This is a genomic window from Litorilituus lipolyticus, assembly GCF_006439335.1.
In the GTDB taxonomy this organism is placed as follows: domain Bacteria; phylum Pseudomonadota; class Gammaproteobacteria; order Enterobacterales; family Alteromonadaceae; genus Colwellia; species Colwellia lipolytica.
The window spans coordinates 79,795-92,469 of sequence record NZ_SAWY01000009.1 but is presented as its reverse complement, the minus strand read 5'-3'; the positions used below and the strand labels follow the sequence as shown (position 1 = coordinate 92,469).

The following is a 12,675-nucleotide window of genomic DNA, read 5'->3' as shown; positions in this document are numbered from 1 at the left end:
TTTCAATGGAAAATAGACGACAATTCACCCGCATATTGTTTTCAATTACAGCTGAACTCAATGTAGACGATGTAATCTACCCTGTATCTATTCACGATATTTCACTTAACGGCGCGTTAGTCACTGCAATTGACAGTGAAAATTCATTAAAAGGAAAACTTGGAACGTTAAGTTTTAACTTGTCAGATGGTGAGTCTGAGGTTGTAATGCATATTGCTGTAGTTCATGAACATGAACATGAAACAGGATTACAGTGTAACGCTATAGATATTGACAGCGTGACACACCTGAGGCGATTAGTTGAATTAAACCTTGGTGACAATGATCAACTCAATAAAGAGCTTAGTCAATTATCTCGTATAGATTAGTGTTTTCTTAAAAATCTTTGCTATCTTTTTCAATAAATGTGTTTTCAAAAAACATAAGGAAGTCGTATGAATCATCTTATTATTTCATGTATAGGTCCTGATCAAGCAGGCATTGTTGACCAATTATCAAAAGTTATTAACCAACATCAAGGCAACTGGCAAGTAAGTAGTTTACATCATTTATCTGGTTTTTTTGCAGGTGTAATTGAAGTAGCAGTGAGCCCTGAGAAAACTGACGATTTAAAAAATGCATTAGGAAATATTCAAAACTTAAATTGTCAAATTGAATTAGCTGAACCTAATTTGCCTAAAGTAAGCAGTAATTTAGTGTTAGAATTAACCGCTAACGATAGAGCTGGCATAGTGCAAAATGTCTCTTCAGTTATTCACCATCAAGGTGGTAATTTAATAAAACTAGTTAGTTCACAAAGCAGTGCTGCACATACTGGCCAAGTCATGTTTAAAGCTAAGGCACAAATAGTAATTAACGAAGAAAAAGTAGACGAACTTGTCTCTGCATTAGAGCAGATTGCTGACGATTTAATGGTTGATATTAGTCGTTAAACAGTTCGAAATACTATAATTGATTATTAAACGAAAAAAGCCTAACAATTTTGTTAGGCTTTTTTATATTCTACTTTAACTCACTATTACATGGTAAAGCCTAGCTTTTTAAACTCTTTCGCTACGACTTTACTTGGTAATGGAATATAACCATCTTTCTCAACAATCTTTTGACCCGATTTTGATAAAATCATTTTCAAGAATTCTGTTTCCATCGGTGCTAAAGGCTTATTTGGGTGTTTGTTAACATATATGTATAAATAACGCGATAATGGGTATTTACCAGAAATAGCATTATCCATGGTTGCTTCTACGTAGTTTGTACCTTTCTTTGCTAAAGGTAATGCTCTTACACCTGAAGTTCTATAACCGATACCTGAATATCCAATACCATTTAATGAGGCTGACACTGATTGTACAACAGAAGCTGATCCAGGTTGTTCGTTCACATTATTTTTAAAGTCACCTTTACACAAGGCTTTCTTTTTGAAGTATCCATATGTACCAGAAACTGAGTTTCGGCCATATAATTGAATATCCTTGCCAGTCCAAGCACCTGTTAAGGCTAAATCACCCCAACGATCAACATCCTTATCTGCGCCACACTTACGATTATTTGAGAAAATAGCATCAACCTGTGCAATAGATAAACCTTCTAACGGGTTATCTTTATGAACAAAAACTGCTAATGCATCAATGGCAACACGTACTTTCGTAGGCTTATAACCGTAACGTTTTTGAAATGCTTCAATTTCACGAGATTTCATCTTACGACTCATTGGTCCTAAGTTTGAAGTAGCTTCAGTCAATGCTGGTGGAGCAGTCGAAGAGCCTGCCGCCTGAATTTGAATATTTACATTTGGGTAAGTTCGTTTAAAGTCTTCAGCCCAAAAGGTCATCATATTTGCTAAGGTATCAGAGCCGACAGATGAAACATTTCCTGATATACCACTTACTTTTTTATATTCTGGTAAAGTTTCATCAATAGCTGATGCTGAAAAACTGATTAAACTAGCTAAACTCAAGGTGGCTAGTGCTTTTTTAAAACTCATAATATTCTCCAATAAGAGCTTAGTTATTATTGTAAAGAGCAACTAACTGCTCAATTTCAGTTACTATACAAAGCTAATATGACAATTATATTTAAGTTGTGTGACACAAATATGACAACTCAATAGATTAAATAGCAAAAGGACAAGTTTAATGTTTAGCTAGTTATTTGAGTAACACTACTAGAGTCGAATATTATAGAGAATTCACTGCCCTGCCCCCAGTGACTGGAAATTACAAGTTCAGCTTGATGATGATGTAAAACATGCTTCACAATAGCTAAACCTAGTCCTGAACCGCCAGTATCACGTGAACGAGATCTGTCAATACGATAAAAACGCTCTGTTAAGCGATTAAGGTGTTCAGGTCTTATACCGTCACCATTGTCTCTAACAGAGAACTTCAACTTATCACCAATTTGCTGCCAACTTACTGCAACCTCACCACTCGGTGGTGTATAAGCGATGGCATTTGAGATCAAATTTGCGCAGGCACTTTTTAGTTCTGTCTCAATACCGATTACACCTAGCTGAGTTGAAATATCAACACTTAATTTATGATGCTTTTCTTGATTAAGCCAACTCGCATCTTCAACTAAATTATTCACAAGTAAAGCCATATCTACTGGCTGTTTCTCATCATCATTATTATTTTCAACTTTCGATAAATTTAACAGTTGTTCTACTAAGCGATCCATACGAGTTACTTGCCCTTCAATGGTAGAAAAAGCTTTTACCCAATGCTCATCAAAGGTTCCCTCTGTCGCCTGTATCATCTCAACATAACCTCTTACAACAGTCAGCGGTGTTTTTAATTCATGAGAAACATTTGCGACAAAGTCTCGCCTCATTTCTTCAAGCCGATGAATGTTAGAAATATCTCGTGCTAGCAATAAAACATCATCTGCACCATAAGCCATGATTCTTATTTCTAATTGCACTTCAGAGTTTACTGGTGAGATAAGCAGGCAAGGAGATTCAAAGTTTTCTTGAGCTAAATAATCTGCAAATTCAGGGGCTCGTATTAAGTTATCAATACGTTGGCCGAAATCATCGGGCCAACGAACACCTAATAAACGCTGAGCTTTTTTATTACTCCAACCAATAGTAAGTTCATGAGATAACATTAAAGCAGCATCAGGTAATGCTTCAGCGCCATCTCTAAAGCGCCTAATTGTTTCATTTTGCTGCTTTTGCTTACTTCTATGCCGTTTATTTTGACGATACAAACCATCATAAATCCTACCCCAAACGCCTTCTGCTTGAGGGGGAGATAATGATTTACTTTGCCATAGCCAATTAGCCAACTTAAATAAATGGTGATAATGCCAAAATAACAGCGTTATACAGGTAATAAGAATCGCGAGTAGTGTATAACCAAAGAGAAAGCCTAAAAAGCCACTGAGGGAAAAAATCACCAGTAATCGAGTGGCTATGTCTTTAATTGATAAGCTAAAATGCATAAACTATTTTTTCAATTTACCTGAAAAGCGGTAGCCAGAACCACGCACTGTTTGCACAAAGTCTTCATGGCCAGCGCCAGAGATTGCCTTTCGCAAACGTCTAATATGAACATCTACTGTTCTATCTTCAACATAAACATTAGTGCCCCAGACATTATCTAATAGTTGCTCACGAGAGTATACTCGCTCTGTATGCGTCATAAAAAAATGTAGTAATCTAAACTCTGTAGGGCCTAAATCAATCGCTTGTTCATTGATAGAAACTCGATGAGCAACAGGGTCTAATTTTAAGCCATGGAACTCCACCTCTTCTTCTAAAGAAGTTGGAGAAACGCGTCGAATGACCGCTTTTATTCTGGCAATTAACTCTTTAGGTGAAAATGGTTTAGTAACATAGTCATCTACCCCTGCCTCAAAACCTTTTACTTTGTCATCTTCATCAGCTCTCGCTGTTAACATAATAATGGGAATATTACGGGTATATTCGTTCTGTTTTAACGACTTAGCTAGCTTAACTCCTGTACCACCTGGTAACATCCAGTCAAGAATAATTAAATCTGGATAAGGGTCTTTAATTTTCTCTTGCGCTTGGTCAATATCTGACGCTTCAATTGTATTAAAACCATTTTGTTCTAATACAAAGGTGATCATTTCCCTGATCGGGGTTTCATCTTCAACCACTAAAATTTGTCTGCTCATACAAACATCCTGAAAAACTATTAACCTAATAACGAGTTAACGCTATTAAACAATTAAAATTAAGGTAATAGTATTGTGCAAAAGAAAAATGACACTTTTATGACAAAGTGAGAAATTGCTAACATAATTAACTATATTAATTACTTTGACAACTATGTTCTGTATATATCATCAAGTAAATCAACACAACAGCTCATCTGATAGATGAGCACCTTTATTAACAACAAAAAAAAACCGTTAATAAAAACTTATTAACGGGCCTATTTAAAGTAACTATCTACTTTAGTTTAAAACTTTTGTTCCATACCGAAAGCAAAATAAGTCCCTTCTGTTGCCTTCTTAATGGTTTCTCCATTAAAGCTTAAACCTTCTCTGTCAGTGTACCAAGCAAACACTTTTGTATTTTTTCCAAGCTTATAATCTACACCAACATTAATGGCATCAGCTCCTGCGAACTCTTGATACTGAACTTTAGCCAATGCTTTACCTAGTTTATAGGATGCATTTACGGCAAAACCATTTTCACTTGCACCTATTAAATCAGTATCAGTTGAATCACTTACATCAGATATTTCACTTTCAGTTAAAATAGCTCCTAAGCGTAAATCCCCAAACTTATACATACCTACTAAGCGTGTCGTTTCATAAATCGCACTTTTTCCCTGCATATTTTGATCATGAGCAAGTGAAACAAAGAAATCGGTCTTTTTCAAACTACCATCACCGAATTGAACCCCCACTGAAAAAGGGTCGTCCAAGTCACTATCTTCTGACAAAATATAACTGGCCAAAAACTTTACGTTGCTAAAGCTAGGTGACTTATACGTTAAAGCATCGGTGACTCGATTTTCCCCGATAAAAAGGTTTTTTAAATCGCCTTCATAATCGTTGAATAAGTCAAATTTACCTTGAGAAACTTTTAGAGTAGTATCTGAGCGACCAACAGTCACTTCACCAAAATATCCTTTTATTCCAACCCACTGATTTCGAGCTGTTAAAGTGTCTTTTGAGTCATCGTCAACATTGACTTGCCACTCTAATTTATAAATAGCAGTTAAGCCGTGATCTAGTTTGTATTTACCTTTAACGCCGACTCTTGATGCATTACTTTTTAACTCATTAAAAGAATCACCGCCTTCCTCTGAGGCCTGTAATGAAATATTTAATTTACCGTAAAAGTCGATAACTTCTTTCATTTCATTTTTTTTATCAGCTGCGACAGCAGGTAAAGCCAAAGCTGAACAAATTGACAAGATCAAAGCTTTCTTAATTAGTTTCATGTTGTTAAACCCTATTTTTTAAATATTAATGACTGTTAAGTGACATTTTTATGATTATTTTATGGCTCGTTTGTGACACTATTATGACAACGCAGCAATTTTACTATTATTTTCTTTAGCTGGAATAGTATTACTTTCCTTATCCATTTGTTTTATGTCATGAATTACTAAATTATCCTCCTAAACATACTAGACTAAAGAAGCCATCTTTGCCTTGTTAAGCGCACTATCAACAAAATATATCCAAAAAAGTTTTAAATGCTTGATAAAACTAGCTAGAATCAAATGAAGTGATTATGAATAAATGTTTGGTATTTTATGGCGTTAATGAAAGTAACCAGTATTTCTAGAAAACTCTTAACTCGGGTTTTATCCGTCTATTTCATTCTCACAGTCAGTGTTACTGGCATTCAAATTATTGCGGAATACTTTAATACTAAAAGTCATATCAATAGCGAATTATTAACCTTACAAAAAACCATTAGCGGTAGTTTAACCCGTGCTGTATGGGAACTTAATACGCAACAAGCTATAGATATTTCAGAAGGCTTAATTGCAATACCTATGATTAAAGGTATTACCGTAAGTGATGAGGCCAATAACATCATTACTCAGTTGGGAGAAGTGATTACTGAAACAACCTTAGCAGAGGGTGACGAACTTGACCTTAACTCAGAACACCACAGTGTAAGTTCTTTAAGTGATGGCCTATTCGGTCATTCTTTCCCATTAATTTTTGAGTTTTCAGGTCGAACAACCACTGTCGGCACCGTAACACTGCTATCAAGTAACGATGTAATCTTTAGCCGAATTGAGGTGGGTATATATTTCCTTATCGGAAATGCCATGGTTAAAACAGCGTTTCTCGTGTTTTTATTTCTTATTGCCTTTAATAAACTTCTAACACAACCTTTACATGAGTTAACAGAGCAAATAAAGCAATTAGACTTAAATGACCCAGAAGCTTCTAAACTTCATACCATGAATTACGAAAAAAATGAGCTAAATATTTTGGAAGACGCTTATAATAACCTTATTGATGAACTGGTTGCATTTAAAGATAAACTAGCCTTATCGCAAAGAGAAACCAACTCCGCTAATGATAAACTAGATGAACAAAACTTATTATTAGAGCAAGAAGTAGCCAGAAAAACATCAAGTTTAAGTAGTAACATGCTGAAAATGGAACTACAACAGAAAGAGATGTTGAATCAACAAAAACAATTAGAAGATGAAAACACACGCAGAAGAAAAACAGAAGACACCTTAATAACAACCAATAAAGAGTTAAAAAGTTCAATTTTAGAGTTAAGTAAAGCGCAAGATAGATTACTTGATGCAGAGAAAATGTCTTCTTTAGGCTTACTAAGTGCCGAAGTTTCTCACGAGATAAATACCCCTATAGGTATCAGTATCACTTCAACGAGCTATTTATCCGATATTATTGGTAAATTAGAACAAGATGTAAGTGAGCAAAAGATTTCTAAACGCGCATTAGAAACGTTTGTTAATAATGCTAATCACAGTATTGAATTACTTCTCAATAACTTAACTAGGGCATCTGAATTAATTGCCAGTTTTAAACAAGTTGCAGTTGATCAGACCAATGACAAAGTAAGATTAATCAACGTCGCTAAATTTATCGATGAAATAATACAGTCACTTCACCCTAAACTTAAAAAGACAAATCACAGTATTAAAGTTCATTGTGATCAAGCTATTGAAATATATAGCCACCCAGGAGCAATTGCTCAAATACTTATTAATCTTATTATCAATTCAATTTTACATGGTTTTGAAAAAATCAATCGAGGTGAAATTGATATTGATATCATGATGGAAAATCAACGCTTACATCTTCGTTATACTGATAATGGCCATGGCATTGACTCAGAACAACTACAACAACTGTTTACCCCATTCTACACCACTAAGTCTGAGCAGGGCGGTACAGGTCTCGGTACACATATCATCAAGAATTTAGTTGTAGATACATTAAACGGTAGCATTAAAGTACAAAGTACAGTAGGTGAAGGACTGAGTTATCAAATCGATTTCCCTGACATGAGATACATTTAAATGACTTAATAAGCAGTAACAAATTGAGTAAAACAATGCCTGATAATTTTTTTTCAGGTATGATAAAGCGCAAAAATCCCCTTATATTTTTAGGAAGTTATTTATGTGGTTTAAAAACCTCTATTTTTTCGCTTTTACGCGCCCTTTTGAATTATCTGAACAAGACTTAGAAAAGCATCTATCTGAACATTTATTTACTCCATGTGGCTCTACAGAGTTAGCGCATTTTGGTTGGGTAAATGCACTTGGTAAACATGGAAATACATGCGTACATGCTGCCAATGGTAATTTTTTAGTTTGTGCCAGAAAAGAAGAAAAAATACTTCCAGCCCCTGTTATTAAAGACTTACTTGAAGAGAAAGTCGCTCAACTTGAACAGGAGCAAAGCCGTGGTGCAACAAAAAAAGAAAAGGAACAATTCAAAGAGGATATTATTTTTGAACTGTTACCCAGAGCATTTTCTCGCATAACCGATACTCATGCTTATATATCACCAGCAAATAACATCATAGTGATAAATTCAAGTTCACGTGGAAAAGCTGAAGACTTACTTGCCTTGCTAAGAAAGGTTATTGGCACTTTACCTGTAACCAGTTTTGATCCTGATATCAGTGTTGATGAAACCATGACTGATTGGTTAATAGAAAAGAATTTAGGTGAAAAATTTCAGTTAGGTATGGAAGCTGAGTTTAATGCATTAGGTGACGATGGTGCAGTTGTCCGTGTTAAAAATCAAGACTTAGCAAGTGAAGAGATTAAAGCTCACTTAGATGCTGATAAATATGCGGTCAAAATAGCCCTAGAATGGGATGAATCATTATCTTTTATTCTTTGTGATGATTTAGCTATAAAACGATTGAAGTTTTATGATGTACTGCAAGAGCAAAATGATGATATTGATAGTGATGATGTCTTAGCTAAAATGGATGCTGACTTTGCCTTAATGGCCGGGGAATTAAATCGCTTTATAGTCGAGTTAATTGCAGAGTTTAATATGACAACAACAGATTATCTAACTAAAGAGTAATCGCTACATTGATGCTATGCATATAGCTTAACATCAAGCAGAAAGATGAAGTGTAAAAATAAAAATGGTCGCATAATATGCGACCATTTTTTAATTGAAATATATAGCCTTAGCTAAACATCGCCTTAACATCATTACACATGTCTGCAAATTCATCACACTGCATGTAATCAACTTCCGGCAAAATACCTTTCTTAGTATAACTGGTTAATAGTGCTTCTTTGGTTGATTCATTTTTAAAGACATTATGATATATAGCGCCTGCACGAATAAAGTCTAAATAATGTACTTCTGCGGGTAAAATAGTTAAGTCACTCCAGCTCTCCGCAAGTTCCGTAAATTCATCTGAGAAACCCCATGCGCGAGTTATAGTACCACTGATTTTACCTGACAATTTTATAATAGCTTGTTGTAAAAATGTTGGATTAGCAAAAACATCTTGGTGATTTTCTGCTTCAGTTAAAATAGGTAAAACACCAATATTATGAACCAATGCAGCCAAGGTAATAGTATCTAACGTTAAAGAAGTATGCTTGTGATCTTTCAAATAAATTGTCATCAAGCTAATGGCGACAGAAGCAATATCTATAGTTTTCTCCCATGATTTTTTCATATACATGGAGACAATTTCGTTTTTTGAAACAAAAACTTGCTCAATTGCCATCGCCGTAGCAATACTCTTAATTTGTCTTAAACCTATACGAGTGACGGCCTGATTCACCGTTTCAACTTTAACACTTCTGCCTAAAAGAGCACTATTTGCAACTTTTAGCATGCCTAATGATAAAGCGGGGTCTTGTGCGATAATATCGCTCATTTGCCCCAAATTAATATCAGGATCATCAGCAGCAGTCCTTACTTTTAAAGCAACTTCCGGTAATGTTGGTAACACTAAAGTATCTTGTTTAATCTTTTCTACTAATATCGTGTATAAGGCATTTTCAGTTGCCATAAAGCCCACCTTTATTTTTATTGTACTTACCTTTTAAAAGTAGCACATCTTTACCGTCCTAAAAGGTTTTTTTTAAGAATTTTCAATATAGTAGCTTGAATATAGTAAATGACTTTTTCATCATTCGATAAAAGTCATTTTTAAAAGCTTTTGCTTGCCGAAAAATCAACCAATTATCATTGCCCAGTGTTGCGCTTTTCCTTATAATGCGCACCCTAACAAACCACAAGCAATAACTATTGTTTGCGCTCATTAACATTAAGATAAGTTAACACCATGATAAGACCTGAACTCCTTTCTCCCGCTGGTAGTTTAAAAAACATGCGTTATGCCTTTGCCTATGGCGCAGATGCTGTATATGCAGGCCAACCGAGGTATTCATTAAGAGTACGTAATAATGAGTTCAGCCTTGAAAATATTAAAATAGGTATTGATGAAGCACATCAATTAGGTAAGAAATTTTATCTTGTTAATAATATTGCCCCGCACAATGGTAAATTAAAAACATTTCTTAAAGATATCTCTCCAGTAATTGACATGAAACCTGATGCCTTGATTATGTCTGATCCTGGCTTAATCATGATGGTAAGAGAAAATTTTCCTGATATGGCAATACACCTTTCAGTACAGGCAAATGCTGTTAACTGGGCTACAGTAAAGTTCTGGTACCAACAAGGTGTAGAGCGAGTCATTCTATCAAGAGAATTGTCATTAGATGAAATTGAGGACATTAGATTTCATTGCCCTGAAATGGAGTTAGAAGTTTTTGTTCACGGTGCCTTATGTATGGCATATTCTGGCCGTTGTCTATTATCTGGCTACATCAATAAGCGAGATCCTAACCAAGGTACATGTACTAATTCATGTCGATGGAAATACGATACTCATCAAGCAAAAGAAAATGAAACTGGCGACATAATCGCTGTTTCACCTGCTGATTCTGGCAACGGCGACACGCAGATTTATACACCTGAGCAAGATATCATCATGCCAGAACAAAAGCCTGTTGACGATGTTGTATTGCTTCAAGAACAAGGTCGACCTGGAGAGTACATGCCCGCCTTTGAAGATGAGCATGGTACCTATATTATGAACTCGAAAGATCTTCGTGCTGTTGAACATGTTGAGCGTCTGGTAAAAATGGGCGTTCACTCACTGAAAATTGAAGGACGAACTAAATCGTTCTATTACTGTGCAAGAACAGCACAAGTTTATAATCAGGCCATTAATGATGCAATGTCTGATAAGTTATTTAACCAGCAGTTAAATACTGACTTAGAGCATTTAGCGCACAGAGGTTACACAGAAGGTTTCCTACAGCGTCATCGTCATGGTGATACACAAAACTATGATTATGGTTATTCAAAAAGTGATACTCAACAATTTGTCGGTGAAGTCATTGGCAAGAATGCAGAGTCTGGCTTAATAGAGATCGATGTTAAAAATAAATTTTTGCTCGGCGATCAACTCGAATTAATGACACCAAGTGGCAATCAAACTTTCACTCTAGAGTATATGGTAAATAAGAAAGGCGAAGCTATTGATGATGCCAAAGGCTCAGGCCACAAAGTAGCAATAAAACTAGATACAGATCTTGATTTGTCATTTGGCATTATTATGCGTTATTTAGATGCGGGAGGCACTACTCGTCACCCTTTCGCTCAAAATCAAGCAGATGTTTAGGTAATTAACTCGTGGCTCTGATCATTGAACAAGCATGCATAAACTGCGATATGTGTGATCCTGAATGCCCAAACGAGGCTATTGCACTTGGCGAAGAAATTTATGAAATTGATCCCGACAAATGTACAGAGTGTGTTGGTCATTATGATAAACCAACATGCGTTAGTGTTTGCCCTATAGATTGCATTAAGCCAGACAGTAATCATGTAGAATCAGAGGAAGAACTATTAGCAAAATTTCTATCTATGCACGGTTAACTCTATGGATATTAATTAATCAATAAAAAAGCAGACATATTTGTCTGCTTTTTTTGTAGGTTTAATGACAATATATTAGCGCGTTGGCAGCTCAATATCTTTAAGTAGCTCATCAACCTCATGATTGTTTTTCAACAGCATTGCTCTTGTCACAATATCTTTGGTTAAATGCGGCGCAAAACGTTCAATAAAGTCGTACATGTAACCACGTAAAAAGCTACCTCGTCTAAAACCAATTTTCGTTGTACTTGATTTAAATAAGTGACTAGCATCAATTGCTACTAAATCACTATCAATTCTCTCATCAACAGCCATTGAAGCAATTACACCAACCCCGACACCAAGCCTTACATAGGTTTTAATAACATCAGCATCTGTCGCAGTAAAAGCTATTTTAGGCTCAGCACCCGCTGCGTCAAAAGCAGCATCTAGCTCAGAGCGACCAGTAAAACCAAATACATAAGTTACCAAAGAATACTTAGCGACATCTTCAATAGAAATATTTTGCAGTTTAGCTAACGGATGATCAGGTCGTACGATAATACTACGGTTCCAGTGATAACAAGGTAACATCACCAAATCATTATATAAATGCAAAGACTCTGTTGCTATTGCAAAATCAGCATCACCTTTAGCTGCAGAATCACTTATTTGAGCTGGCGTACCTTGTGACATTTGCAATGAAACTTTATTGTACTTCTTAACAAAGCCTTGAATAACTTCAGGTAAAGCATAACGCGCCTGTGTATGTGTGGTAGCAATTCTTAATTTACCTTCATCTGGCTGAGTATGCTCTCTGGCAACAGCCTTTATACCTTCAACTTTCGATAAAATTTGTGTCGCAATGTTGATTACATCTTGCCCTGCAGAAGTTACATGGGTTAAATGCTTGCCACTTCTACCAAAGATTTGAATACCTAACTCGTCTTCAAGCATTCTTACTTGCTTTGAAATACCAGGTTGTGAAGTAAATAAACTTTCAGCTGTCGCTGACACATTGAGGTTATTATTTAATACTTCGACGATATATCTTAATTGTTGTAGTTTCATAATCAGGACTTAAAAACTGCTTTTTTATGCCAAAATAATATACTTAATTGAACATTTATTCCATAATAATTTTCAGTTTTCGTAAATATTTTTCAACACATGAGCCAGTTTACTTCCATAACTTTTAAAACTAACTTATGCTTTTACTAATAAGCAAATGAATTAAAATGGAAAGTTTAATATTTATAGCTTTTTTATTCGATT

General features: G+C 35.3%; 12 protein-coding genes. 6 read left to right on the top strand and 6 right to left on the bottom strand.

The genetic code is table 11. The features are described 5' to 3' along the window. The first annotated feature begins 5 nt into the window (after positions 1-5). The gene (locus EPA86_RS05330) at positions 6-368 is read left to right on the top strand and encodes a PilZ domain-containing protein (RefSeq protein ID WP_140602386.1); all 363 of its coding nucleotides are present in this window, start codon (positions 6-8) and stop codon (positions 366-368) included. 66 nt (positions 369-434) lie between these two features. After that, positions 435-932, top strand: a complete 498-nt coding sequence (locus EPA86_RS05325; protein ID WP_140602385.1) for a glycine cleavage system transcriptional repressor — start codon at positions 435-437, stop codon at positions 930-932. Between the two features lie 86 nt (positions 933-1,018). On the opposite strand, the gene EPA86_RS05320 is transcribed toward EPA86_RS05325, so the two are convergent. The 4 genes from EPA86_RS05320 to EPA86_RS05305 form a co-directional block, all read right to left on the bottom strand. Beyond that, on the bottom strand, positions 1,019-1,984 hold the full coding sequence (locus EPA86_RS05320) for a PstS family phosphate ABC transporter substrate-binding protein (RefSeq protein ID WP_140602384.1): 966 nt from the start codon (positions 1,982-1,984) through the stop codon (positions 1,019-1,021). A gap of 155 nt (positions 1,985-2,139) precedes the next feature. Then, a complete protein-coding gene (phoR, locus tag EPA86_RS05315) occupies positions 2,140-3,444 on the bottom strand; it encodes a phosphate regulon sensor histidine kinase PhoR (protein ID WP_140602383.1) in 1,305 nt (434 codons plus the stop codon). Positions 3,445-3,447: 3 nt separating this feature from the next. Next, positions 3,448-4,143: a phosphate regulon transcriptional regulator PhoB gene (phoB, locus tag EPA86_RS05310; protein ID WP_140602382.1), complete on the bottom strand. Its 696-nt coding sequence runs from the start codon at positions 4,141-4,143 to the stop codon at positions 3,448-3,450. A gap of 287 nt (positions 4,144-4,430) precedes the next feature. Beyond that, positions 4,431-5,423, bottom strand: a complete 993-nt coding sequence (locus EPA86_RS05305; protein ID WP_140602381.1) for a porin — start codon at positions 5,421-5,423, stop codon at positions 4,431-4,433. 327 nt (positions 5,424-5,750) lie between these two features. Here EPA86_RS05305 and EPA86_RS05300 point away from each other — a divergent pair, with 327 nt between their 5' ends. Together EPA86_RS05300 and rdgC are read left to right on the top strand one after the other, a co-directional pair. Beyond that, on the top strand, positions 5,751-7,502 hold the full coding sequence (locus EPA86_RS05300; RefSeq protein WP_140602495.1) for a sensor histidine kinase: 1,752 nt from the start codon (positions 5,751-5,753) through the stop codon (positions 7,500-7,502). A 103-nt stretch (positions 7,503-7,605) separates the two neighbouring features. Then, positions 7,606-8,529, top strand: coding sequence for a recombination-associated protein RdgC (gene rdgC / locus EPA86_RS05295; RefSeq protein WP_140602380.1), 924 nt, complete (start codon positions 7,606-7,608; stop codon positions 8,527-8,529). A 109-nt stretch (positions 8,530-8,638) separates the two neighbouring features. Here the strand turns inward: rdgC and EPA86_RS05290 are convergent, their stop codons facing one another. Further along, positions 8,639-9,481 carry an HDOD domain-containing protein gene (locus EPA86_RS05290; RefSeq protein ID WP_140602379.1) on the bottom strand — a complete coding sequence of 281 codons (843 nt, stop codon included), beginning with the start codon at positions 9,479-9,481 and terminating at the stop codon, positions 8,639-8,641. A 276-nt stretch (positions 9,482-9,757) separates the two neighbouring features. On the opposite strand from EPA86_RS05290, the gene trhP reads away from it, so the two are divergent. Then, complete coding sequence (trhP, locus tag EPA86_RS05285; protein WP_140602378.1) at positions 9,758-11,164, top strand: prephenate-dependent tRNA uridine(34) hydroxylase TrhP; 1,407 nt, start codon at positions 9,758-9,760, stop codon at positions 11,162-11,164. An 11-nt stretch (positions 11,165-11,175) separates the two neighbouring features. After that, on the top strand, positions 11,176-11,421 hold the full coding sequence (locus tag EPA86_RS05280) for a YfhL family 4Fe-4S dicluster ferredoxin (RefSeq protein WP_140602377.1): 246 nt from the start codon (positions 11,176-11,178) through the stop codon (positions 11,419-11,421). A gap of 75 nt (positions 11,422-11,496) precedes the next feature. Here the strand turns inward: EPA86_RS05280 and cysB are convergent, their stop codons facing one another. Next, the gene (gene cysB, locus EPA86_RS05275; protein ID WP_140602376.1) at positions 11,497-12,471 is read right to left on the bottom strand and encodes an HTH-type transcriptional regulator CysB; all 975 of its coding nucleotides are present in this window, start codon (positions 12,469-12,471) and stop codon (positions 11,497-11,499) included. Between the last annotated feature and the right edge of the window lie 204 nt (positions 12,472-12,675).